The organism is Kosakonia sp. H7A, assembly GCF_003028445.1.
Lineage (GTDB): Bacteria > Pseudomonadota > Gammaproteobacteria > Enterobacterales > Enterobacteriaceae > Kosakonia > Kosakonia radicincitans.
Genome location: NZ_PYTZ01000009.1, coordinates 85,278 through 109,303, shown reverse-complemented (window position 1 = coordinate 109,303; position 24,026 = coordinate 85,278). Strand labels below are relative to the sequence as shown.

General features: G+C 53.7%; 20 protein-coding genes and 1 pseudogene. 11 read left to right on the top strand and 10 right to left on the bottom strand.

What is annotated here, in order from left to right; all coding sequences use genetic code 11:
* Positions 1-78: 78 nt before the first annotated feature.
* Positions 79-936, top strand: a complete 858-nt coding sequence (gene focA / locus CWM66_RS23275) for a formate transporter FocA (protein ID WP_107147357.1) — start codon at positions 79-81, stop codon at positions 934-936.
* Positions 937-976: 40 nt separating this feature from the next.
* Here the strand turns inward: focA and CWM66_RS23270 are convergent, their stop codons facing one another.
* Entirely contained in the window at positions 977-2,038 is a 1,062-nt protein-coding gene (locus tag CWM66_RS23270; RefSeq protein ID WP_007370861.1) for an AI-2E family transporter, read from the bottom strand.
* Positions 2,039-2,259: 221 nt separating this feature from the next.
* Between CWM66_RS23270 and bepA the strand changes: the two genes are divergently transcribed.
* Positions 2,260-3,723, top strand: coding sequence for a beta-barrel assembly-enhancing protease (gene bepA, locus CWM66_RS23265; RefSeq protein WP_007370860.1), 1,464 nt, complete (start codon positions 2,260-2,262; stop codon positions 3,721-3,723).
* 12 nt (positions 3,724-3,735) lie between these two features.
* A complete protein-coding gene (arsC, locus tag CWM66_RS23260; RefSeq protein WP_035888115.1) occupies positions 3,736-4,095 on the top strand; it encodes an arsenate reductase (glutaredoxin) in 360 nt (119 codons plus the stop codon).
* 83 nt (positions 4,096-4,178) lie between these two features.
* Here arsC and CWM66_RS23255 read toward each other — a convergent pair whose 3' ends face one another.
* The 3 genes from CWM66_RS23255 to upp all read right to left on the bottom strand — a co-directional run bounded on the left by CWM66_RS23255 (position 4,179) and on the right by upp (position 7,002).
* Positions 4,179-4,880 carry a DnaA inactivator Hda gene (locus tag CWM66_RS23255; RefSeq protein ID WP_216637211.1) on the bottom strand — a complete coding sequence of 234 codons (702 nt, stop codon included), beginning with the start codon at positions 4,878-4,880 and terminating at the stop codon, positions 4,179-4,181.
* Positions 4,881-4,976: 96 nt separating this feature from the next.
* Positions 4,977-6,266 (bottom strand): uracil permease, encoded by a 1,290-nt coding sequence (gene uraA, locus CWM66_RS23250; RefSeq protein WP_007370857.1) that lies wholly within the window; start codon positions 6,264-6,266, stop codon positions 4,977-4,979.
* 109 nt (positions 6,267-6,375) lie between these two features.
* The gene (gene upp, locus CWM66_RS23245) at positions 6,376-7,002 is read right to left on the bottom strand and encodes a uracil phosphoribosyltransferase (RefSeq protein WP_007370856.1); all 627 of its coding nucleotides are present in this window, start codon (positions 7,000-7,002) and stop codon (positions 6,376-6,378) included.
* Between the two features lie 235 nt (positions 7,003-7,237).
* On the opposite strand from upp, the gene purM reads away from it, so the two are divergent.
* The 4 genes from purM to ppx all read left to right on the top strand — a co-directional run bounded on the left by purM (position 7,238) and on the right by ppx (position 12,854).
* A complete protein-coding gene (purM, locus tag CWM66_RS23240) occupies positions 7,238-8,275 on the top strand; it encodes a phosphoribosylformylglycinamidine cyclo-ligase (protein ID WP_007370854.1) in 1,038 nt (345 codons plus the stop codon).
* Positions 8,272-8,913, top strand: coding sequence for a phosphoribosylglycinamide formyltransferase (purN, locus tag CWM66_RS23235; protein ID WP_007370853.1), 642 nt, complete (start codon positions 8,272-8,274; stop codon positions 8,911-8,913). The genes purM and purN overlap by 4 nt, the downstream gene beginning before the upstream one ends.
* A 335-nt stretch (positions 8,914-9,248) precedes the next feature.
* Entirely contained in the window at positions 9,249-11,309 is a 2,061-nt protein-coding gene (gene ppk1, locus CWM66_RS23230) for a polyphosphate kinase 1 (RefSeq protein WP_007370851.1), read from the top strand.
* A gap of 3 nt (positions 11,310-11,312) precedes the next feature.
* On the top strand, positions 11,313-12,854 hold the full coding sequence (gene ppx, locus CWM66_RS23225; RefSeq protein ID WP_035888122.1) for an exopolyphosphatase: 1,542 nt from the start codon (positions 11,313-11,315) through the stop codon (positions 12,852-12,854).
* A gap of 12 nt (positions 12,855-12,866) precedes the next feature.
* Here the strand turns inward: ppx and CWM66_RS23220 are convergent, their stop codons facing one another.
* Entirely contained in the window at positions 12,867-15,083 is a 2,217-nt protein-coding gene (locus CWM66_RS23220; protein WP_090396330.1) for an EAL domain-containing protein, read from the bottom strand.
* A 341-nt stretch (positions 15,084-15,424) separates the two neighbouring features.
* On the opposite strand from CWM66_RS23220, the gene CWM66_RS23215 reads away from it, so the two are divergent.
* Complete coding sequence (locus CWM66_RS23215) at positions 15,425-15,616, top strand: YfgG family protein (RefSeq protein ID WP_071531982.1); 192 nt, start codon at positions 15,425-15,427, stop codon at positions 15,614-15,616.
* A gap of 129 nt (positions 15,617-15,745) precedes the next feature.
* On the opposite strand, the gene CWM66_RS23210 is transcribed toward CWM66_RS23215, so the two are convergent.
* From CWM66_RS23210 to CWM66_RS23200, 3 genes and pseudogenes are all read right to left on the bottom strand, one after another.
* Entirely contained in the window at positions 15,746-17,023 is a 1,278-nt protein-coding gene (locus tag CWM66_RS23210) for a DUF4062 domain-containing protein (protein ID WP_007370847.1), read from the bottom strand.
* A gap of 49 nt (positions 17,024-17,072) precedes the next feature.
* A complete protein-coding gene (locus tag CWM66_RS23205) occupies positions 17,073-19,034 on the bottom strand; it encodes a lipopolysaccharide assembly protein LapB (protein ID WP_107147356.1) in 1,962 nt (653 codons plus the stop codon).
* A 127-nt stretch (positions 19,035-19,161) separates the two neighbouring features.
* Positions 19,162-19,552, bottom strand: a pseudogene (locus CWM66_RS23200) (hypothetical protein).
* A gap of 238 nt (positions 19,553-19,790) precedes the next feature.
* On the opposite strand from CWM66_RS23200, the gene CWM66_RS23195 reads away from it, so the two are divergent.
* The gene (locus CWM66_RS23195; RefSeq protein WP_107147354.1) at positions 19,791-20,231 is read left to right on the top strand and encodes a hypothetical protein; all 441 of its coding nucleotides are present in this window, start codon (positions 19,791-19,793) and stop codon (positions 20,229-20,231) included.
* A 121-nt stretch (positions 20,232-20,352) separates the two neighbouring features.
* Here CWM66_RS23195 and CWM66_RS23190 read toward each other — a convergent pair whose 3' ends face one another.
* Positions 20,353-20,571 (bottom strand): helix-turn-helix transcriptional regulator, encoded by a 219-nt coding sequence (locus CWM66_RS23190; protein WP_072439946.1) that lies wholly within the window; start codon positions 20,569-20,571, stop codon positions 20,353-20,355.
* Between the two features lie 408 nt (positions 20,572-20,979).
* Here CWM66_RS23190 and CWM66_RS23185 point away from each other — a divergent pair, with 408 nt between their 5' ends.
* Entirely contained in the window at positions 20,980-21,417 is a 438-nt protein-coding gene (locus CWM66_RS23185; protein ID WP_035942126.1) for a VOC family protein, read from the top strand.
* A gap of 224 nt (positions 21,418-21,641) precedes the next feature.
* Here the strand turns inward: CWM66_RS23185 and CWM66_RS23180 are convergent, their stop codons facing one another.
* The gene (locus CWM66_RS23180) at positions 21,642-22,508 is read right to left on the bottom strand and encodes a LysR family transcriptional regulator (protein WP_107147353.1); all 867 of its coding nucleotides are present in this window, start codon (positions 22,506-22,508) and stop codon (positions 21,642-21,644) included.
* Between the two features lie 107 nt (positions 22,509-22,615).
* Here CWM66_RS23180 and CWM66_RS23175 point away from each other — a divergent pair, with 107 nt between their 5' ends.
* A complete protein-coding gene (locus tag CWM66_RS23175; protein WP_107147352.1) occupies positions 22,616-23,596 on the top strand; it encodes a quinone oxidoreductase in 981 nt (326 codons plus the stop codon).
* The last annotated feature ends 430 nt before the right edge of the window (positions 23,597-24,026 follow it).

Sequence of the window (24,026 nt, the reverse complement as noted above, 5' to 3'; positions counted from 1 at the left end):
GCGGCTGGTACGGGCTATGCATATGACGGCGAGTGGCCTGAAGCCACGCCTTCATTGATATTGCATCAGGAGAATCAAATGGATACCGGCAACGCGTTTGACCTGCGACTTCCTGCGGAAATGGCAAAAGTCGCCGAACAGTCAGGTTTGTATAAAGTCAGCAAGAAGAAAGAGTTGTCGTTCTTTCTCGCGGTAACGGCGGGCGTATTTATCTCGATTGCTTTTGTCTTTTATATCACCGTCACCAGCGGGCCTGCGCCTGCCACCGCGCTGGCAAAACTGGCGGGCGGCGTCTGTTTCTCGCTGGGGCTTATTCTGGTGGTGGTGTGCGGCGCGGATCTCTTTACCTCAACCGTACTGACGGTGATGGCGAAAGCCAGCGGCCTGATAAGCTGGCGGCAACTGATCGGCAACTGGGTCATTGTTTATCTCGGCAATCTGGTCGGTGCGCTGTTTTTTGTCGCGCTGATTTGGTTTGCCGGGCAGACGATGAGCAGCAACGGCCTGTGGGGGCTGAACGTGTTGCAAACCGCCGATCATAAAATGCATCACACCTTTATTGAGGCGGTGTGCCTCGGGACGCTGTGTAATCTGATGGTCTGCCTGGCGGTTTGGATCAGTTATTCCGGCCATACGCTGACGGACAAAATTATGGCGATGCTGCTGCCGATCGGCATGTTTGTCGCCAGCGGTTTTGAACACAGCATTGCCAATATGTTTCTGCTGCCGCTGGCGGTCATTATCCGCGATTTTGCCCCGGCAAGTTTCTGGGCGACGGTGCACAGTTCGCCGGATAACTTCCCGGCGTTAACCTTCAGCAGGGTAATTACCGATAACCTGATTCCGGTCACGATTGGCAATATCATTGGCGGCGGAGTGTTAGTCGGCGTGACGTACTGGATTATCTATCTGCGTAATGACCATGCCGGACATTAAGCCCGATGCCGGGCGGCAATGCGTGCGCCGCCCGGTGGCGCTACTCTTCGATGGCAGGCGAATCCGGCCAGGCGTGGATCACCGCCTGAATCAGCGTGGCGAGCGGAATGGCAAAGAAAACGCCCCAAAAACCCCAGAGCCCACCGAAAATGATCACCGACAGAATGATCACCAGCGGATGCAGGTTTACCGCTTCGGAGAACAGCACCGGCACCAGCAAATTGCCATCCAGCGCCTGAATAATCAGATACACCGCAAAGCAGCTCCAGAACTCAGTGCCGAGGCCAAACTGGAACAGCGCCACGCCGACCACCGGAATGGTGACCACAAAAGCGCCGATGTAAGGGATCAACACCGAGAAACCGACCAGCACCGCCAGCAGCAGCGAATAGTTAAGGCCAAACAGAATGAAACCAATCCAGGTGGCGATGCCGACGACAATCATCTCCAGCACTTTGCCGCGAATATAGTTGGTGATCTGCTGGTTCATCTCTTTCCACACCTGCCCCGCCAGCCCGCGATTGCGCGGCAAGACGCGGCGCACGGCGTTAAGCATCTGCTCTTTGTCTTTGACAAGAAAAAAGACCATCAGCGGCACCAGCACCAGATAGACCGCCAGCGTCAACAGCCCGACCAGCGAAGCGAGGGAGTATTTCACCACCGAATCGCCCATTGTCAGCATGCGCGAGCGCATATTTTCCGCCATCGCATCAATGATGCCCGCATCCATTAGCGCCGGATAACGGCGCGGCAGCGTGGCGGCGAAATCAGAGAGTTTGCTCAACATGCCGGGCATGTCGCGGATCAGGTAAATCCCCTGCTGCCAGGCTACCGGCATCACCACAAAGGCCATCACCAGCAGAATGCCGACAAACAGCACCAGCACAATCGACGCCGCCCAGTTGCGCGAACAGCCGATTCTTTCCAGACGAACGGTTGGCCACTCCAGCAGGTAAGCGATAACCAGCGCCACCAGCAGCGGCGCAAGCAGGCCGCTAAAGAAGAAGAGGATACAGAATCCGGCAAGCAGAATGACCAGCAGCGCAATCGCCTCCGGGTCGCTGAAGCGACGGCGATACCACTGCATCAACATTTCAAGCATAACGTTCCTTCATAAGCCTTGTGGGCTGAGGGGTAAGAAGTGGAATTGTATCGAAATGTCACAAAAAAGACTTCGCTTTTCGTACGCTTTACGAGAAACATAACATGCGGTCGTTCGGGATGTTTTTTCGCGGCGAAGACCGCTAAACTTGCCAGGCGTTTACCGGAACGAAGCAAGAAAAATCCGGTCATACAGGTGTTTCCAAACAAACAGGTGAGGTTATGTTCAGGCAGTTGAAACGAACGCTGGTCGCAACCCTTATCGCTACAGTGGCGGCAGGTACGGTTATTCCGGCATGGGCCGATTCGGCAGACAACCTGCCAGATATGGGCACGTCCGCCGGCAGTACGCTCTCCATTGGACAGGAGATGCAGATGGGCGACTACTATGTGCGCCAGCTACGCGGCAGCGCGCCGCTGATTAACGATCCACTGCTGGTGCAGTACATTAATGCACTGGGCATGCGGCTGGTGGCGCATGCTGACTCCGTAAAAACCCCGTTTCACTTCTACCTCGTCAATAACGACGAAATCAACGCCTTCGCCTTTTTCGGCGGCAATGTCGTGTTGCACTCTGCGCTTTTCCGTTACACGGACAACGAGAGCCAGCTCGCCTCGGTGATGGCGCACGAAATTTCCCACGTCACGCAGCGCCACCTGGCGCGCGCGATGGAAGATCAAAAACGCAGCGCCCCGCTCACCTGGGCCGGCGCGCTGGGTTCAATCCTGTTAGCGATGGCCAGCCCGCAAGCGGGGATGGCGGCGCTTACCGGGACGCTAGCGGGCACGCAACAGGGCCTGATCAGCTTTACCCAGCAGAACGAACAGGAAGCGGATCGTATCGGCATCCAGGTGCTGCAGCGTTCCGGTTTCGACCCGCAGGCAATGCCGACATTCCTCGAAAAACTGCTTGATCAGTCACGCTATTCAACCCGTCCGCCGGAAATTCTGCTGACGCACCCCCTGCCGGAAAGCCGCCTTGCCGATGCGCGTAACCGCGCTAACCAGATGCGTCCGGTGGTGGTTCAGTCTTCGGAAGCGTTCTACATGGCCAAAGTCAGGGCACTCGGCATGTATAACTCCGGGCGTAACCAACTGACCGATGACTTGCTGGATGGCTGGTCGAAAGGCAATGTGCGTGAGCAGCGCGCCGCGCAATATGGCCGCGCCCTGCAGGCAATGGAAGCGAAAAAGTTCCCTGAAGCGGCGAAAGCGTTGCAACCGTTGCTGAGTGCCGATCCGAATAACGCCTGGTATCTCGATCTGGCGACCGATATCGATTTGGGGCAGAACAAAAGCGCCGATGCGATTAAGCGCCTGAACGCCGCCAGCGAGCTGAAAACCAACCCGGTGTTGCAGCTCAACCTGGCGAACGCCTACCTGGAAGGCGGGCAACCGGCGGAAACGGCGCGGATCCTCAACCGTTACACCTTTACCTATAAAGATGATGTGAATGGCTGGGATCTGCTGGCGCAGGCGGAAGCCGCACTAGGCAATCGCGACCAGGAGCTGGCCGCCCGCGCGGAAAGCCTGGCGCTGGTGGGCAAACTGGATCAAGCCATCACATTATTGAGCAGCGCCAGTTCGCAGGTGAAACTCGGCAGCCTGCAACAGGCACGTTATGATGCGCGTATTGATCAGCTGCGCCAGTTGCAGCAGCGCTTCAAACCGTATCAGAAGATGTAACAAGGAGAAGAGATGTCAGACGCGGTGCAAATCTACCATAACCCTCGCTGCTCAAAGAGCCGTGAAACCCTGAACCTGCTGAAAGAGAACGGCGTCGAGCCGCAGGTGGTGCTCTATCTGGAGACGCCGCCGGATGCGGCGACCATCAAACAACTGCTGCAGATGCTCGGCATGTCCAGCGCACGGGAACTGATGCGCACGAAAGAGGATCTGTATAAGTCCCTGAACCTTGGTGATAACACATTATCCGAACAGGAATTGGTGCAGGCGCTGGTGGATAACCCGAAGCTGATTGAGCGCCCGATTGTGGTGGCAAACGGTAAAGCGCGTATCGGCCGTCCGCCGGAGCAGGTTTTAGACATTATCGGTTAAATTTGATTGCCCGGTGGCGCTACGCTTACCGGGCCTGCAAACCGTGCAGGCCGGATAAGACGTAACCGCCATCCGGCCATGATTTATAACTTGAGAATATCTTTCACAAACGGGATGGTCAGCTTGCGCTGGGCGGTAATGGAAGCGCGATCCAGCACATCGAGAGTATCGAACAGCGTACGCATTTCTCTGTCCAGCCGTTTGAGCAGAAAACGGCCCACATCTTCCGGCAATTCAAAACCACGAATGCGCGCACGCAGCTGCAGCGCCTGTAGCTTGTCTTCATCGGAGAGCGGTTGCAGCTTGTAGATCTGCCCCCAGTCCAGCCGCGAAGCCAGATCCGGCAGCCCAAGATTCAACTGGCGCGGCGGACGATCGCCGGTGATCAGCAGACGGGTTTTGCCCTGTTCAAGAATGCGGTTATAGAGGTTGAAGATCGCCATTTCCCACGGCTCGTCACCGGCAATGCATTCGATATTATCGATACACACCAGCGAGAGTTGATCCATACCCTCCAGCACTTCCGGTACGAACCAGGTGCGTTTATCCAGCGGCACATAGCCAACGGCATCGCCGCGCCTGGAGAGCTCCGCACATGCGGCGTGCAGCAAATGGCTACGCCCGGCGCCTTCACGCGACCAGAAATAGATGTATCCGCTGTGTGCCTGGCGCAGAACGTTTTGCAACGCCGCCAGTAAAGAGGGGTTATCACCCGGCCAGAAACTCGCGAAGGTTTCATCGTCGGGTAAATATAATGGCAAAGAGAGCTGTGCCGGTGTGTTCAGAGGGACCTCAACAGGGCTTACAAAAAACGCAGCGAGTTTACCATAAAACATGGCAAAGTTTGAACCGGGCGCGAAACCCGGCTCAAACAACAGGCATTAACCCTTCGCGGCGTCGTTGTCCTGCGCGTCCAGCACCACTTCTTCCGGGCGCAGTACGCTAATCAGTTTGAAGATCAGGCTCAGACAAACGCCAACAATGGTCGCCAGCGCCATGCCCTTCAGTTCCGCCGCGCCAATGTGCACTTTCGCGCCGCTGACGCCGATGATCAGAATGACGGAAGTGAGGATCAGGTTCTGCGCTTTGCTGTAATCGACTTTCGATTCAATCAATACGCGAATACCGGATGCGCCAATCACGCCGTACAGCAGCAGCGATACACCGCCCATGACCGGAACCGGGATGATCTGGATCGCCGCCGCCAGTTTGCCGACGCAGGAGAGCAGGATCGCGATAACAGCCGCGCCGCCGATAACCCAGGTGCTGTAAACGCGGGTGATGGCCATTACACCGATGTTCTCACCGTAAGTGGTATTCGGCGTGGAGCCAAAGCAGCCGGAAATGATCGTCGAGAAACCGTTAGCAAACATCGAACGATGCAGGCCCGGATCGCGAATCAGATCTTTTTTGATGATATTCGCCGTCACCACCAGATGCCCCACGTGCTCGGCAATCACCACCAGCGCCGCAGGCAGAATGGTGAAAATGGCAAACCACTCGAAACGCGGCGTATAGAATGTCGGCAGCGCAAACCAGTGCGCCTGCGCGATCGGCGTGGTATCGACAACGCCCATGACGAAGGAGAGCGCGTAGCCCGCCAGCACACCGATGAGGATCGGGATAATCGCCATAAAGCCACGGAACAGCACGGAACCAAACACCGTTACGCCCAGCGTGACCATCGAAATGATCACCGTTTTACTATCCGCGCTTTGGCCTTCAGCCGGCAACAGACCGGCCATATTCGCCGCCACACCCGCCAGTTCCAGGCCGATAACCGCCACGATAGCGCCCATTGCCGCAGGCGGGAACATCACATCCAGCCAGCCGGTACCGGCTTTCTTAACGATAAAGGAGACGATGCAGAACAAGACGCCGCACATAATGAAACCGCCCAGCGCCACTTCATAACCGAGCGGCAACAGCAGCAGCACCGGCGAGATAAACGCAAAGCTGGAACCGAGGTAAGCCGGGATTTTCCCCTTACAGATGAAGAGATAAAGCAGCGTCCCGATACCATTGAACAGCAGCACGGTGGCCGGGTTAATGTGAAACAGGATTGGCACCAGCACGGTCGCGCCAAACATGGCGAACAGGTGCTGCAAACTAAGCGGGATCGTCTGCAAAAGCGGCGGTCTTTCACTCACCCCGATAGCACGGCGCGTCATAATGTTTTTCCTCTGAGTGTTGTTGTTTATCTCCCCGTCCTTTGCGGCGGGCAGTTTATGAATCCAAAAAAAAGCCGACTATCAAAGTCGGCTTTCGATTTGTCATGCGTTACTTCGTACCAAAGATTTTGTCACCGGCATCGCCGAGGCCCGGAATAATGTAGCCGTGCTCATTGAGGCCCTTGTCGATCGCCGCGGTATACAGCTCGACGTCCGGGTGCGCTTTCTCCAGCGCCGCCAGACCTTCCGGCGCGGCAACCAGCACCAGAACTTTGATGCTGTGACAGCCTGCGTTTTTCAGCAGATCGATGGTGGCAATCATTGAACCACCGGTCGCCAGCATCGGGTCAACCACCAGCGCCATACGCTCGTCGATGTTGGACACCAGTTTCTGGAAGTACGGTACCGGCTCCAGCGTTTCTTCATTACGGTAGATACCGACCACGCTGATGCGCGCGCTCGGCACGTGCTCCAGCACGCCTTCCATCATGCCCAGACCGGCACGCAGAATCGGCACCACGGTAATTTTTTTACCTTTGATCTGCTCAACCTCCACCGGGCCGTTCCAGCCTTCGATGGTGACTTTTTCGGTTTCGAGGTCAGCCGTCGCTTCATACGTCAGCAGGCTGCCCACTTCTGAGGCGAGTTCACGAAAGCGTTTGGTGCTGATATCGTTTTCACGCATCAACCCAAGCTTGTGTTTGACGAGTGGGTGTTTAACTTCCACGACCTTCATACTCTTCTCCTTTCCCCTGACAGGTGGCAGCCACAAAAAAAATCGCCGGATTATACCGCTTTTTTTCCGTTGCGCTACAGATAGCCGCTTGATCGCGATCAATCAGGCTGGAAAATAGTATATCGGAACTTATAAGGTACGCCCGGCAATAATAGGCTCGCAAACGTTTGCCTGGGCTGCTAGAATTGCGCCGAATTTTATTTCTACCGCAAGAAAACGCGTGGGGACTGAAGCAGTGACCGATAAAACCTCTCTCAGCTATAAAGATGCCGGTGTTGATATTGATGCAGGCAATGCTCTGGTTGACCGAATCAAAGGCGTGGTGAAGAAGACCCGCCGTCCGGAAGTGATGGGCGGTCTGGGCGGCTTCGGCGCGCTGTGCGCTCTGCCGCAAAAATATCGTGAACCGGTATTGGTTTCCGGCACTGATGGCGTTGGCACCAAGCTGCGTCTGGCAATGGATCTGAAACGTCATGACACCATCGGTATCGACCTGGTCGCCATGTGTGTAAACGACCTGGTGGTACAGGGCGCTGAGCCACTGTTCTTCCTCGACTATTACGCCACCGGCAAGCTGGACGTGGATACCGCCGCCAGCGTGATCAATGGCATCGCCGAAGGTTGCCTGCAATCCGGTTGTGCGCTGGTTGGCGGCGAAACCGCAGAGATGCCGGGCATGTATCACGGTGAAGATTACGACGTGGCCGGTTTCTGCGTGGGCGTGGTAGAGAAAGCAGAAATTATTGACGGCTCCAAAGTGGCCGACGGCGACGTGCTGGTGGCGCTGGCTTCCAGCGGTCCGCACTCCAACGGTTACTCGCTGGTGCGTAAAGTGATAGAAGTAAGCGGCTGCGATCCGCTGACCACCCAACTGGAAGGCAAACCGCTGGCCGATCACCTGCTGGAACCGACGCGTATTTACGTGAAATCGGTGCTGGAGCTGATTGAAAACGTTGATGTACATGCTATCGCTCACCTGACGGGCGGCGGTTTCTGGGAAAATATCCCGCGCGTGCTGCCAGATAACACCCAGGCAGTTATCGACGAATCCTCCTGGCAGTGGCCGGCGGTCTTCAACTGGCTGCAAAGCGCCGGTAACGTCAGCCGTCATGAAATGTACCGCACCTTCAACTGTGGCGTCGGTATGGTTATCGCGCTGCCTGCCGCGGAAGCGGATAAAGCCATCGCCCTGCTCAATGCCAAAGGTGAAAACGCGTGGAAAATCGGTATTATCAAAGCATCCGATTCCAGTGAGCGTGTGGTCATTGAATGAAAAACATTGTGGTGCTGATTTCCGGTAACGGAAGCAATTTGCAGGCGATTATCGACGCCTGCAAACAGAAGAAAATCAACGGCACCCTGCGGGCAGTATTCAGTAACAAGGCCGACGCGTTCGGCCTTGAACGTGCGCGGGAAGCGGCAATTCCTGCGCATGCCCTTCTTGCCTCGCAGTTTGCCAGCCGCGATGCCTTCGATCGTGAACTGATGCATGAAATTGACGCCTACGCGCCGGATGTGGTGGTGCTGGCAGGTTACATGCGCATCCTCAGCCCGGCATTTGTTGCCCATTACGCCGGACGTCTGCTGAATATTCACCCTTCACTGCTGCCGAAATACCCAGGCCTGAACACGCACCGCCAGGTGCTGGAAAATGGCGATGAAGTACACGGCACCAGCGTGCATTTTGTGACGGAAGAGCTGGATGGCGGCCCGGTCATTTTGCAGGCCAAAGTCCCGGTGTTTGACGGCGACACGGAAGAAGAGATCACCGACCGCGTACAAGCGCAGGAACACGCGATTTATCCGCTGGTGGTGAGCTGGTTCGTTGATGGCCGCCTGAAGATGGAGAATAACAGCGCGTGGCTCGATGGCGTCTGTCTGCCTCCTGAAGGCTATGCGGCCGACGAATAATCGTCCCCCTTTATTGTTCTGCTGCCGGATGGCGCGATGCTTATCCGGCCTACGCTGTTTTCCTGGGCCGATATCAGGCCGGATAAGCCGAAGCCGCCATCCGGCGTCAAACGCGCCCAATGTATTCTTATCCCCGCAGTATTTTCATCACCTTAAGTCAGAAAAAAGATTACTGTCATACTTTTTTGGCACAGTTGGACATCTTAGGGCTAAGCTCGCCATAATAAGTTGTGTTATACGAAGGAACGCCAGCAACGTTCACCTGTCAGTCGCGGACACCGTAAGAGTGAGAAGATATTGCTGTGTCCCGAGTAAGAACCGGAGTGTAAACAGGAATGGGTCAGGAAAAGTTATATCTCGAAAAAGAACTAAGCTGGTTGTGCTTCAACGAACGTGTTCTCCAGGAAGCGGCAGACAAAAGTAACCCGCTAATCGAGCGCATGCGTTTTTTGGGAATCTATTCCAATAACCTCGATGAATTTTATAAGGTGCGTTTTGCCGAGCTGAAACGCCGGTTGATCATCAGCGAAGAGCAAGGCACCACTACCAACTCACGTCATCTGCTGGGCAAAATTCAATCCCGCGTGCTGAAGGCCGACCAGGAATTCGACAGCCTGTACAACGACCTGCTGCTGGAGATGGCACGCAACCAAATCTTCCTGATCAACGAACGGCAACTGTCGCAAAACCAGCAAAGCTGGCTGCGCAACTACTTCAAGCAGTATCTGCGCCAGCACATTACGCCGACGTTGATAAACCGTGAAACCAACCTGGTGCGGTTCTTAAAAGATGATTACACCTATCTGGCGGTCGAGATCATTCGCGGCAACGATATCCGTTACGCCCTGCTGGAGATCCCGTCGGACAAAGTACCGCGTTTCGTGAATCTGCCGCCGGAAACGCCACGTCGCCGCAAACCGATGATCCTGCTGGACAACATTCTGCGCTACTGCCTTGATGACATCTTTAAAGGCTTCTTCGATTACGATTCGCTGAATGCCTACTCGATGAAGATGACCCGTGATGCCGAATACGATCTGGTGCACGAGATGGAATCGAGCCTGATGGAGCTGATGTCGTCGAGCCTGAAACAGCGTCTGACCGCCGAACCGGTACGCTTTGTTTACCAGCGCGATATGCCCGACGCAATGGTGGCAATGCTGAGTGAGAAGCTGACCATCTCCCGTTATGACTCCATTATCCCCGGCGGGCGTTACCACAACTTTAAAGACTTTATTGGCTTCCCGAATGTCGGCAAAGCCAACCTCGTCAACAAACCGATGCCGCGTCTGCGCCATCTCTGGTTTGACAAATTCCGCAACGGTTTCGATGCCGTTCGCGAACGCGATGTACTGCTCTATTACCCCTACCACACCTTCGAGCACGTGCTGGAGCTGCTGCGCCAGGCGTCTTTCGACCCGAGCGTGCTGGCGATTAAAATCAATATCTATCGCGTGGCGAAAGACTCACGCATTATTGATTCGATGATCCATGCGGCGCACAACGGCAAAAAAGTGACCGTGGTGGTGGAGTTGCAGGCGCGTTTCGATGAAGAAGCCAACATCCACTGGGCGAAACGGCTGACGGAAGCGGGCGTGCAGGTGATCTTCTCGGCACCAGGTTTAAAAATTCACGCCAAGCTGTTCCTTATCTCCCGCATGGAAGGTGAAGAAGTGGTGCGCTACGCGCATATCGGTACCGGGAACTTTAACGAGAAAACAGCACGTCTATATACCGACTACTCGCTGATTACGGCCGATGCGCGCATTACCAATGAAGTGCGCCGGGTGTTTAACTTTATTGAGAACCCGTATCGCCCGGTGAATTTCGATTACCTGCTGGTGTCGCCGCAAAACTCGCGCCGCCTGCTGTATGACATGATCGATGCCGAGATCGCCAACGCGCAGAATGGACAGCCTTCCGGCATTACGCTGAAGCTGAACAACCTGGTGGACAAAGGGCTGGTGGATCGCCTCTATACCGCTTCCAGCTCCGGCGTGCCGGTGAATCTGCTGGTGCGCGGTATGTGTTCGTTGATCCCGGAGCTTGAAGGCATCAGCGAAAATATTCGCGTGATTAGCATCGTTGACCGTTATCTTGAGCACGATCGCATCTATATTTTTGAGAACGGCGGCGATAAGCGAGTCTGGCTCTCTTCCGCTGACTGGATGACCCGTAATATTGATTACCGTATCGAAGTGGCAGCACCGCTGCTCGATCCACGGCTTAAACAGCGCGTTCTGGATATCATTGACATTCTGTTCAGTGATACGGTAAAAGCCCGGTACATTGATAAAGAACTGAGCAATCGCTACGTGCCGCGCGGCAATCGTCGCAAAGTACGCGCACAGCTGGCGATTTACGATTACATCAAATCACTCGAGCAGCCCGATTAATCTATGCCGATACAAGAAAAGATGCCCCGCCCGGAGGAGTTCGCCGCGGTCGACCTGGGTTCCAACAGTTTCCATATGGTGATTGCACGCGTGGTGGACGGGGCGATGCAAATCATCGGCCGCCTGAAGCAACGTGTGCATCTGGCAGATGGTCTGGACAGCAATAACATGCTGAGCGAAGAGGCAATGGAGCGCGGGCTGGCCTGCCTGTCGCTGTTTGCCGAGCGCCTGCAAGGGTTCGATCCCTCCAGCGTCTGCATCGTAGGCACGCACACGTTACGCCAGGCGCTGAACGCCACGGAGTTTCTCAAACGTGCCGAAAAAGTGATTCCCTACCCTATTGAAATCATTCCGGGCAATGAAGAAGCGCGACTGATTTTTATGGGTGTGGAGCATACGCAGCCGGAGAAAGGTCGCAAGCTGGTGATTGATATCGGCGGCGGTTCGACGGAGCTGGTTATTGGCGAAGATTTCGAACCGAAGCTGGTAGAAAGCCGTCGCATGGGCTGCGTCAGCTTTGCGCAGATGTACTTTCCCGGCGGCACTATCAATGGTGAAAACTTCCGCCGCGCGCGCATTTCCGCCACGCAAAAGCTGGAATCGCTGGCCTGGCAGTTCCGCATTCAGGGCTGGAATGTGGCGCTGGGCGCGTCCGGCAGTATCAAAGCAGCGAATGAAGTGCTGATCGCCTCAGGCGAGAAGGACGGGTTTATTACTCCGGAGCGCCTGGAAAAACTGGTCGATGAAGTGCTGAAGTATAAAAACTTCAGCGAACTGAGCCTGCCAGGGCTTTCTGAGGAACGTAAAGCGGTGTTCGTGCCGGGCCTCGCCATTCTGTGCGGCGTATTCGATGCGCTGGCGATCCGCGAACTGCGTCTCTCCGACGGCGCGCTGCGTGAGGGCGTGCTGTATGAGATGGAAGGTCGCTTCCGTCATCAGGACATTCGCAGCCGTACGGCGCAAAGCCTTGCCAGCCAGTACAATATTGACCGTGAACAGGCTCGCCGCGTGCTGGAAACCACCACGCAGATGTACGATCAGTGGCAGGCGCAAAATCCCAAGCTCAACAACCCGCAACTGGCGGCGCTGCTGAAGTGGGCAGCGATGCTGCATGAAGTGGGGCTGAACATCAACCACAGCGGCATGCACCGCCATTCAGCCTACATTCTGCAAAACAGCAACCTGCCCGGTTTCAACCAGGAGCAGCAGCTGATGATGGCGACCCTGGTGCGCTGTCATCGCAAAGCGATCAAACTCGACGAGTTGCCGCGCTTTACGCTGTTCAAGAAGAAGCAATTTTTGCCGCTGGTTCAGTTATTGCGCCTTGGCGTGTTGCTGAATAATCAGCGTCAGGCGACCACTACGCCGCCAACGCTGTTTCTGAAAACCGATGAGAATCACTGGACGCTGCGCTTCCCGCATGACTGGTTCAGCCAGAACGCACTGGTACTGCTGGATCTGGAAAAAGAGCAGGAATACTGGGAAGCGGTCACCGGCTGGCGGTTAAAAATCGAAGAAGAACAGGCTCCGGAAGTGGCGGCCTGAGCCGCCCTCCGCTTACTCTTTGGCCAGCGTCTCCAGCGGAGCAGGCTTACCAATCAGATAACCTTGTAGATAATCGATACCCAGCGCGACAGCCGCGCTGCGTATCTCTTCGCTTTCAACATACTCCGCCACGACCTGCATTTTCTTCATCCGCGCCAGATGGCAGATAGATGCCACGATTTGATAGTCCAGGCTGTTTGCGACGATATTACGGATAAAACTGCCGTCTATTTTCAGCATATCGGCGTTCACATCTTTCAACTGGGCGTAGCTGGCATAACCGGTACCAAAATCATCAATGGCAACCCGGCACCCCATTTGTTGTAACTGGGCGAGCGTTTGCCCGGCCTGCTGTATATTCGGCATCATGCTGTTTTCGCTGATTTCAAAAATCAGTTGCCACGCTTCGATAGCGTAATCCCGCAGCAGGGTTTTTACCTCCTGCGCGAACTGCGCACGGCAGACAGAGGCCGGAGAAAGGTTGATCGAGAAACGCTGTGCTGGCAGCGTCTTGCGGTTATGCGCCATAAAGCGCAGCACATTTTCAATCACCCACAAATCAATCCGCGACGACAGGCCGAACTCCTGCGCTACCGGTAAAAACTCACTCGGTCGGATACAATGTTGCGGATCCTCGCCCAGGCGCAGCAGAATTTCATAGTAGCTATCGCCGCGCACGCCGGAAATCAACTGCGCCATCAGCAGAAAATGATCTGCTTCCAGCGCCTTTTGCAGGCGATTCATCATCTCGGCTTTGCTTTTCAGGCTACGTTGCAGGTTTGCCACGCCCCGGTTCTGCAGGTTTTCCGGCCGGTTGGTAACCAGCGAAATATCGGCCGTGGTGATCATCTCGCCAAGCAGCAGATAAAGATGCTGAACAGGCGAACGGACATAGCAATAGCTGATACCAACGGGTAACTGCACCTGCATCTCGTCCCAGATGAAACGAAACTGTTTGATGTGCGCATCCAGTTCATCAATACGCGTCTGCCAGGCGTGGGTATTCAGGCGAATCACCAGATCGTGGCCCGAAAGCTGGTGAACAGCCTCCCCCTTCTGTAATAACGGCTTTAACCAGTTAGCCAGGTGCTGTTTAAACTGGATGCGAAACATCACGCCATAGCTGCGTCCTAAAAGTTCAAGCGCCGGTATGCGCAGGAAACAGAGCACCGACCATGGGGTATTCGCCAGCTCGCGGCTTAGCGCCCGCAGATTCGGTAAATGCGTCATCGGATCGACCGACGCCAGCCGACGGGTTCGGTTAAACACCGCTCGCCGCCGACTCGCGATTCCTGCCAGCACGAGGATCATGAATGTGAACGTCAGGTAACGGGAAGAGATGATAGCGATCTGCACATCTCTGGAGGTAAAACAGGACAAACTGCGATAAAAATAGTGGATCGTCAGAATCAGCAGCGGCGACCAGACAAACGACATAAACCGGAAGCCGTAACGCATCGATCCCCACAGCATCACTGGCAGCAGCAGCGAGAGCGTATAGTTGGTGTTAAAGATAATGCTGCAACTGGTGGAAGGCATTAACAGTTGGTACTGCAACCCCAACACCAGAGAGAACCAGACACACAGTTCCAGCCAGGTCACTTTAGGATCAAATTCCATGCGCAGCTGGGAAAACCATGAAAGCGCATAGCGTGGGTGGCGAATAATGCGGATCAATAAATAACTTAATGTAACCCCCGTTACCGCCCCCGCTAACAGCCCCTGCCAGGTGATCAACAGCGACATATCCAGCACCATCCTCGACGACTCGCTCGAGTGCTTGCCGAAGAGATTCAGCCAGTTCCCCAGCTCCAGAAGAAGCAGATATAGCGTTGCAGGGCATAATACGTGCCAGAGAATGCGCTGATAAATCAGCGATGACGTACCATATGTGACCAGATGTCGGCGAGTGACAAATATTCGATAACCGACCCAGCTAAACAGGACAGGAATAAGCTCTTGCACGCTTTTCAGGAGCATACCCAATGGCCCCAAATGCCAGTTATGCCAGATTAACGCAACGATCATGCCTGGCAGCACGGCCCAGCCATAAAACATCATCAGACCGATCAAGAGCGACATTGGCAGGTAATAGAGAATAACGTTCTGCCCGTAAATCGAAGTAAATACATTAGCCAGACTAAATAATGGATAAAAGATAACGGGAAGAACGAACGGCAATGCCCACCATTTATCCTTTAGGGAATTATACTTGTTAATTAATGACATAGACGCTCAAAGACGGTAGCCTGATCCGGGCTGAAATTTCAACCAGGCATCCAGCCTGGCTTAACAAGACACAAGGTGAAAGCACTCGCAGTAACAGGGTGAAATTTTAGTTGTGCACGGTAAGCGAAAGTTGATATAAATCAAAATAAACGTATCGGCGGGTTTTATTTCCATGTGATTTGTCTGTATTTTTGTTTTTATATTCGCAGCGTAAATATTTAATTTTTCTTATATAATCCCAATATATGTTTTAACGGGCTGCAGGCTTAATTGACCTTCCCCGGAGACTGTGCCTTAATAGCCTTGTCGCCCGTTAATCGGGTATTCCTAAAGGAACCACAGTGAGTCAGGCAACCAGTATGCGAAAACGACATCGATTTGACAGTCGCATGACCCGTATCGTACTTCTCATCAGCTTTGTCTTTTTCTTCGGCCGTTTCGTCTATTCCACCATTGGCGCCTGGTATCATCATCAGGATAAAGTCCAGTCGCAACAAATCAGCCAGACTATCGATCCCACCGCACAACGTTAAGATTTAACCCGTTTTTTGTACACGCTCAGACGCGTGGGTTTGCGCTTGCCCTTTAAAAACTGCAAAAAAATCGCCAGCAAATCGTTTGATATTGCTGACGATAAAAGGACACATTGCGCCTGATGGCGTTTACATCACGCTGTCGGGATCGAAGCTGGCAAGAAACGCATCGGCTTTCTGCGGTTTCGCTTGCAGGTTAAAGCGTTGCAGGATGATATCCGCCGCAGGCCCCGGATTAGGGCTCACATAGACGCCCGGCCCGGATACGCCGGATTCGGTCAGCGCCTTTAACACATGAGCATCGCGTAAAGCATGTCCGACAACCGCGACTTTGCGGCCAGCGAGGCTCTGTTTGATCACCGTAAAGAACGCCTCATTGGCCATCACATCCTGGAGATCCTTCGCCGTCAGCCGCAGGCTTTCCAGTTCGGAGAGGGTTCCGCTGAGCTTAATGATCGAGACTTTGCCCTTTTCCGGTAGCTTCGGATCGGACGGCGTGATCACCACATACGGAATGCTGCTCGTCATGCAGGCGATTTCGAAGAGTGGATCATAGTTGGTGGTGAGGATGGTTTTGAATTTCTTCACTGCCTCAAAATGGGCTCCGGTCGGCCAGACCTTCTGTGGCGTATCCAGTAACGCTTTAACATCCTGCAGCAATGCCTCGCGCCCGCGCTGGCTTTCGTAATACTCCGCCACTTCGTCAAATGAGTAGCGGGTGTAAATGTCGCTGGCCGCAACATCCGGCCAGAGCTGCGCAGCCAGGCTACTGATAATCAGATTCGCTGTCGGATAACCGGCAGATATCGATAGCCCTGCGCCACCGAGAAGCACCCATTTATCATCATCATGCACCGGAAGTGATTCGGCTGATTGCACAGCGGCAGGCGGCGGCGTTAACTGCACATCGCGCAGGCGCAGCAGCTCTTTCAGCGCCGTCTGGGTACAAAAATCCACCAGCGCTTTCGCCACTTTATCTGCAAGATCCTTCGCTAACTCAAATTCCGCGCGAAAATGCCCCGTATCCCACGCGGCCACGGCCTCGCGAAACGCATCCCGCAGCTTGTCCTCTTTGCTTCCATATTCCAGCTTTTTTATAAAGGGCAACACGGGAATATTCAGCGCGCGAGCGGCGTCATATTCAAGATGCGTGACGGATTTCCCCTCTCCACCGCCATAACCGCTCTTCGGCTCCCAGCCGTAGCTGTCGCCAAGAAGCAGGACAAACAGGTGACAATCGCGGATTTTCGGCTCAATCACTTCCCAACTGGTCTGCCCGTTTGGGCTAAACTCTTCGGCATTCACCGGCTCAAAACCAAGAAAATTTAACCGCTCGACCACCTGCTGTCGCTCGTTACGCAGATCCTTCATCGTGCTGCTAATGAACACGCGTAGTTTATTGGCCATTTATTGCCCCTTAGATTTATCAACGCCTTCCCGACACAGCTTCAAACAACTACTTCTCCGCGACCCGCGCCAGCCAGTCGCCATACGCACTGCCCGCATCCGCTGGCAGATTTTGCCGGTGCGCGGCAAATTCCTCGTTCATACCGAAGATTTTCCACACCAGCGGCGTCAGACGCGCCACCGGGCTATTATTGCGTTCGGCTTCGCGCAGCAACTCCAGCGTACGGCTTTGGTATTCGGCCAACGCCTCCGAGTGATAATCAAAGGCTTTTCCCAGCCCGGAGAGATACATCAGTTTCGGCACCTCAACCTGCGGCCACTGGAGCGCCATATGCAGCGGCCAGTCGAGCATCGCCCGCTCGCCCCACATCACCTCGCGCGGCGTGGTTTTGTTCACCACCAGCGTAAGCGTAAACGCCTGCGCCAGCTCGCCCAGATAAATCTCCATCGCCTCCGCAGACGGGCGCAGATAAAACGCATCCAGCGGTTGCTGGCGCGTGAGACCAATTACAGCGAGCAGACGCTGTTCAAGATCGAGCACCAGCGCGCCCAGCTCAGCCTGTTTGCTACGGCCCGCTTCGGCAGCTTTTTTCGTACGCGTTGCGCAGTCCCACAGGCTCAACGTGATGTGCCACTCGCGCTGTTCACCTTCCCCGCTGCAACTTACAGCCCCCGTAACAAAGTAATTCATGGCTGGCGGGACGATATCGAACAACACGTTGCCATCCATTTCACCGCCAATCAGTACCGGCCCGCCGCCTTCGACAACCTGTACATAAAAACGGCTGGCGTAATCGCTCCAGTAGTGTGCCGCTTCGGCAAAATAGAGCGGGATAGCCCGCGCCAGACGGCCAATATCATCCTCGCGCTGTGATTCGCTGCGTTCAGGGCCGTCGTAGAGTTTCGACAGGGCAAAGAAACCAATGGTCGGCGCCCCTTCCGGCTTCTGTGTGAACAGCCAGTTGGCGTTGCACAGGCCGTAATGCCAGATCGGTTGAGTGAGCGACAGCGTGCTGAATTTCAGTTCGGAAGCATCAGCAGGCGTGGAAGTAGCCGCGTGTTTCTGCATCTCCTGAAAGGCTTTGGCGAACTCATCAAGATGCTGTTTCAGCGGCATATACCCCAGCGCGTACATCCGTGCCAGCAGCTTTTCGCCCTCCTCGACATTGCCCAGCGTCTGCCAGGCTCGCAGCAGATTAAGACCAGCCATCGGCTCGTGGCGATGCTCGTCATACACCGGAGCCACCAGCTCAGCAATCAGCGGGATCTGCCCGTTATTGCCGAGATCGCCGGAAATCATCATTAGCGCGCTGCCGTCATACAGACCGGCACTCAGGACTTCCTGATAGAGCGCGCGGGCAGCAGCAATATCCTGATGTTCCAGATAATGACGCGCCAGCCATAACTGCGCACGCCAGCTACCAGGCAGTGCAGACGCGATTTTCAGCGCGGCAACATAAGCGTTTTCCCCGCCGCGCTCCTGCTGAATGCTCACCCACCATAACAGGCCGTTGTCCTGATTCGGATCGGCCTGAATCGCCTGCCACAGCGTCTCTTCCGCGCGCTGCTCTTCACCGCGCTCGGCAAACACTTTGGCTAAATTGGTCAGCAATGTGCCGGTTTCGCCCACTTTGGCGATGCCCGCCCGCAGCGTATTTTCCGCCGCCGCCAGCTCGCCATTTTTCATCAGCACGATGCCCTGGATGGTGTGACTGCGCTCGGGAAGATAGTCAATCTCCACCAGGCGTTCGGCGGCAGGGATCAAATCCGCGGCAAAACCATCGTTCAGCCCGCCGATAATCGCCTGATAGAGTTCTGCGGCATCATTGCGTTTCTCTTCCAGCGACGGCAGAAACACCTTCTCGCGCCACTCGCTGCGCGGGATGTGCATCTCCCGCCCATAGGCGTCGTACGCCACGATCAGCTCATCGTTTTGCGGTGGTTCAGGAGAATGAGTTTCGGTTTCCGGCGTTTTTTTGCCGCTAATGGCAGAAAGGAGGCGTTTAAACATGGCGTTTGCCTTGTCGGTTGGTGGTTTTTTGGCTGTATCAGCGTAGACCTTAACCGTCGCCGCGTCTAAAGAAAAGCCACTAAATACGAGGGGTTAGTGAGGCTATGCACCAGGTTTCAATATCCGATCAGTTCATCGCGAGGCGTTTCAGGATTTCTTTTACATAGTGCTCAATTGCGATGTTATGTTGCTGACCGATCCGCGTAATAAAAGCCTGGAGAAAATCGTTGCTGGAGTGAAGCACGTCCGCGACAAGATTGTCGAAGTCGCTTTGGGTCAAACGGGGATTTCCCTTCAGCGTGGAATGCTGAAGCACCGTGTGCGCGACGATTTCGAGCACCGCGCGCCGGAAATTATCGGTACGCAGAACATCCAGATCGCGCTGACGGATATCAGATATCAAAGGTGAAGTTGAAACTGACAAACCCGGAATCAACCGGTAGCGAGTAAGTCAGCCGCTCGCCTTCCAGCCAGACCTGCGGCTCATAGCCGTCGCCCAGTAGCCGTGTTCCTTGCATAGCCTTTTCCCCTGCTTTTATATTCCCCGTTACCTTAACGTTGCGGAAAACAATCCGTAAAGCTATGGCTAATGGTGGTTGCAGTTTTGTGGGAATGAGACTGAAGCCTGGAATATTACTTTTCAGAGCAGTGTTCAATGCAAGAGATGGTAGCGCCGCATTTGACATCTGGAAATATAGGCATAGAAACCGCAAATGGCGGCTTCATACAAGGCGGCAATAGAAAGGATTTAATCGTATGAGTATTGGGAAAAAAATTGGGCTAATTGCCATTACAGCTATCGCCATCATTGCGTTTTTGCTTGCATGGAAATGGCCCGTAATAAAATTTGGCCTCGAAGACGGTGGTAAATACACTGAAAACGATCGCCAGGTATACGGATTCTTCACGCCTGACATTTTAAAGAAAATGCCGCGTATAACAGCTAATTACGAGTTTGATTACCATACTGTATCCGGTCCTGGCTCGGTGGGAAACAGCCTGACATTCCACGGCACGACGGATACCAGCCAGATAGATACATATCTGAATTCGCTTGGCTACGTTAAGCAACAGAGTTGCATGGTGCAAGGCGTATGCTGGAAAGGTAAAGATCCAACTGAAGATATTGTCGTCAGCGCAGTTCCTGAAATAAATGTTGTTCTGGTACAGGTCGATTACACACCTGGATCGCGATAAATCCTCAGCCGCAAGGCGCAATGTCGTTCACTTAGGTGAAAGACATTGCGTACTTATACGAACTTAGTAATTTGTGGTGTCCCTACCACTCATGCGCCCTGCTGCTCTCCCGGACAAGCTCTCAATTTTTACGGCCTTGATAACGCGAAGGCCAGATGACTTCTGGCTGGATATTCAGAGCCTTAGCAATTAACCGCTCCCCTTTCGGCCAGTGGCGAGTTAAGGCATTAGCGAGTGTGGATGAAGCCAGCCCCGACTCACGGGAAAGCGCCGCCAACGATGTTCCTTTCTTCTTTAAGCCCGCAATAATATCTGCTTTATGCCAGTCCGGATGTTTCATGGTTGTTCTCTTTTTCGATCAACTGTCATGACAAGAACTAAAACTAGCACTGATTAAAAGAGGCGCTCTTTAAAGATGCTAAAGAGCATCATGTTTCTTTGAGTGAGAAAATGCAGAACAAAAGTGGCATCGGCAGCGCAAACATATCCTCAATGTCCGCAGTGAGCGATGAGCAGACATTCGTACTTTTTCTATAATTGATATAGGCTTGCGACGCAGTAGCGTTTTTCTCAATAGGGAGCAGGTAACTTGCATAGCTGTCGCGGTGGATGAATCATTAATATATTATTCAGACTACACTTAACTGTGTTTTTTCCTGAATAAATTCCCTCGCACTTATCGTGAAGTGGTAAAACAGGGATTTCAGATAGTTGGATGCTCATTTTTCAAAACTCAGCAGGTAATCGCATGATCTTAAGTGCTAATCACGTTGGTTTTTCAGTTAAAAATATTGAAGACTCATTATTCTTCTGGACTCAGATCCTCGGAGGTGAGTTATTACGCGAAGGAAAAATGTCTGGTCCTATAATCGATGAAGTCACAGGTGCAAGGGGAGCCGATGTACGAATGGCTTTGCTTGAACTGGCTGATATTAAGATTGAATTACTACAATACAATAACATTGAGCAGCCAGAAGAACCTTCAGCACCCTATATCCCAGGCTACGCTCACCTTGCTTTTATAGTTGAGGATCTTGATACGCTATTGAGCAAAGTATCGGACTATGGCTGGAAGACGCCGGGTAAACCTCAGACAGTGTTGTCAGGCCCCATGCAGGGAACCAGAGTAATATATTTACAAAGCCCTGATGGTCAGACGCTTGAATTGATGGAACTCAGTCAATGAAGTCCACATCTTATGACCTGTTATCCTCTAATTAAAACAGTGATGTCTGCAAAGTCCGCTTTTGGCTCTCTGCGGACGTTTGCATCAGATAGTGCCCGCTAAGGGTGAAAAGCGAACAGGTAAGTTTTAATCATGCCTGACGGAGATATAACTCAAATCGCACCGATATTAATTAACGGGAAACACTGTCAGTCATATGACATGAGAAATTAATAAGAAAAAACTCAGATATTCTTGCCAGGCGGGCAGGACCGGCCAATGATTTCAGCAAGGAAATCCATTACCACGACAGCAGAGTGATCACGCTTAAGTTCAGGGTAGGCAACCAGCCAGATGTTCCTCACGGGCGAAGGCAGATTTTCCTGCAGCCTTACCAGTTCGCTGTCATTATCACCCATAAAGCAGGGTAAAGTAACGATGCCCAATCCTTTCCGGGCAGCCTGTTGCTGCGCCATCAAATCGCTTGCCCGAAAGATAACACGCCGCCCGTTCAGCAGTGATTCCAGCCATTGCTGCTGCGTGACATGTGCAAGCGTGCTGTCATAAGCAATAAACACCCAGTCCTCCTGAGGAATTTCTTGCCAGAACTGAGAAGCATAAAGACCAAAGCGCATAGTACCTATACGCCTTGTCATCAGGTCTGGATCGTCAGGCCTTTCAAGGCGAACCGCAATGTCAGCCTCACTTTTATTCAGAAGAGCATGGTGCGAAACGCCGGATAATGACAACGTGATACCCGGATGTTTCCGGGTGAAGCCTGCTATAGCAGGCGCAATGAGGTGTGCTGCAACGGCAGGTGACGCGCTGATATTTATAGGCACGGCCGGTTCGGCACACAATGACCTCGCCTGGATTCGAATACGGTCTGCAATGCGGTACATTTCGTCAGCGCCGGAGGCGATAATCCGGCCGTGTCCAGTAAGCGTGGTACGGCGTGGCAAGCGCTCTGTGAGCCTGAGCCCAAGCGAACTTTCAAGGGCTGTAATCCGGCGGCTTACAGTGGCGTGATCCACGCCAAGCTCCCTGGCTGCGGCAGACAGGGAACCACACCGGGCAAGGGCGAAAAAAAAATGTAAATCCTGCCAGTCCATACCTCACCTCTTGTGCATTTTTACACATGTATGGTGCTTTTATACCTGTATTCTTCCTGTAATAAACTCATTTATAGTTTTCTCACTTCATGAGTGAGGAAAAAATAATGTCGTTAGCAATGATTATCAGCCAGCCGGGTGGCCCTGAGGTTCTTAAAGCGGTGGAAAGAGAGTCAGTCAGTCCCGGTCCCGATGAAGTCCGTATCAGACACGAAATAATCGGCGTGAATTTCGTTGACATCTATTTTCGCTCAGGACTCTACCCTCAGCCATATCCCCAGGCGGTGCCTGGTTTTGAAGGGGCCGGAGTAGTCACAGCAACGGGCAGTAACGTCAGCGCCTTTGCTGCTGGAGACCGCGTTGCCTATACGGGAAATCCGATGGGCGCTTATGCTGAATCCCGCAATATACCTGCCAGCCGCCTCATCAGGATTCCGGATGGTGTGGACACCCGTACAGCCGGTAGTGCGATGCTTCGGGGCCTTACCGCACATATGTTGCTCAACAAAGTAAGGGAAGTCAGGGCTGGCGACTGGATACTGGTTCATTCTGCTGCCGGAGGGCTGGGGCAGATAGTGACCCGCTGGGCAACGATGAAGGGTGCCAGGGTTATCGGTACAACGGGCTCACCGGAAAAAGTGGCAACGGCCCGCCTTGCTGGCGCGAGTGAAGTTTTGCTCCATACAGAAGCTGCATGGCCGGAGAAAGTCCGCGACATCACGGAAGGATATGGCGTGCATCTGGCCATCGACGGTATCGGAGGAACAATGCTGTCCAGAACGCTCAGCGTGGTCCGCCCTTTTGGCACTGTTGCCAGTCTTGGACAGCCTGCCGGCCCCATACCTCCGGTGCGGGTGGAAGAACTGGGATTTGCCCGATCTATAGCACTGATGCGACCAAGTTCACTCGCCTATACAGATGATGCTGCGCTTTACAGGAAAGGGGCCTCCGACCTTATGTCAGCACTGTCGGCAGGACTTGAAAGTCATATTGGCGCTGAATTTACCCTTACCGACGCAGCAGAAGCACACCGGGTTCTGGAGGCGGGTCATACAACAGGAAGCGTCATTCTCACGGTTCAGGATTAAGACTCTGACGTGAATGAAACGAGCGACGCAGGCATCTTTAAGGTATGCCATATCAGTGACGTGACGGCCAGGCTGGATTTATGTCCCTTAAGGACAATCATTCCCCCCTTGTCGTCCCCTTCAGGTGCTGCTAAGGAGATATGCAAGAAATTAGATAAAGGGGATGAGTCTGCTAAATCACTAACGTTCATACAATATCCGCTCCTGGAACCGAGCGGACGGGCTAACGAAGATGAGGGACCGCAGTGATCGAAAAGCGGACGCGATACTTATTCCATCAGGCGTCCATTAATCGTAACCACTTGAATTGGTAGCCCCCCCCTTCATTCGAGCCTGAAAACTTGTGGCGTTTCACGAGCCTGTGTATTCTCATTCATGGCCCGTGCTGCCCGCCGCTCGCTTCCTGAAGGGAAAAGGTGAAAGCATGTTT

Bases quoted from the DNA above. Each gene is read 5' to 3' on its own strand.
- CWM66_RS23180 (WP_107147353.1), bottom strand. From the start codon at position 22,508: ATGGACTGGCAGGATTTACATTTTTTTTTCGCCCTTGCCCGGTGTGGT.
- ppk1 (WP_007370851.1), top strand. From the start codon at position 9,249: ATGGGTCAGGAAAAGTTATATCTCGAAAAAGAACTAAGCTGGTTGTGC.
- CWM66_RS23175 (WP_107147352.1), top strand. From the start codon at position 22,616: ATGTCGTTAGCAATGATTATCAGCCAGCCGGGTGGCCCTGAGGTTCTT.
- focA (WP_107147357.1), top strand. From the start codon at position 79: ATGGATACCGGCAACGCGTTTGACCTGCGACTTCCTGCGGAAATGGCA.
- CWM66_RS23195 (WP_107147354.1), top strand. From the start codon at position 19,791: ATGAGTATTGGGAAAAAAATTGGGCTAATTGCCATTACAGCTATCGCC.
- CWM66_RS23270 (WP_007370861.1), bottom strand. From the start codon at position 2,038: ATGCTTGAAATGTTGATGCAGTGGTATCGCCGTCGCTTCAGCGACCCG.
- arsC (WP_035888115.1), top strand. From the start codon at position 3,736: ATGTCAGACGCGGTGCAAATCTACCATAACCCTCGCTGCTCAAAGAGC.
- CWM66_RS23210 (WP_007370847.1), bottom strand. From the start codon at position 17,023: ATGGCCAATAAACTACGCGTGTTCATTAGCAGCACGATGAAGGATCTG.
- CWM66_RS23190 (WP_072439946.1), bottom strand. From the start codon at position 20,571: ATGAAACATCCGGACTGGCATAAAGCAGATATTATTGCGGGCTTAAAG.
- ppx (WP_035888122.1), top strand. From the start codon at position 11,313: ATGCCGATACAAGAAAAGATGCCCCGCCCGGAGGAGTTCGCCGCGGTC.
- upp (WP_007370856.1), bottom strand. From the start codon at position 7,002: ATGAAGGTCGTGGAAGTTAAACACCCACTCGTCAAACACAAGCTTGGG.
- CWM66_RS23205 (WP_107147356.1), bottom strand. From the start codon at position 19,034: ATGTTTAAACGCCTCCTTTCTGCCATTAGCGGCAAAAAAACGCCGGAA.
- uraA (WP_007370857.1), bottom strand. From the start codon at position 6,266: ATGACGCGCCGTGCTATCGGGGTGAGTGAAAGACCGCCGCTTTTGCAG.
- CWM66_RS23220 (WP_090396330.1), bottom strand. From the start codon at position 15,083: ATGTCATTAATTAACAAGTATAATTCCCTAAAGGATAAATGGTGGGCA.
- bepA (WP_007370860.1), top strand. From the start codon at position 2,260: ATGTTCAGGCAGTTGAAACGAACGCTGGTCGCAACCCTTATCGCTACA.
- purN (WP_007370853.1), top strand. From the start codon at position 8,272: ATGAAAAACATTGTGGTGCTGATTTCCGGTAACGGAAGCAATTTGCAG.
- CWM66_RS23185 (WP_035942126.1), top strand. From the start codon at position 20,980: ATGATCTTAAGTGCTAATCACGTTGGTTTTTCAGTTAAAAATATTGAA.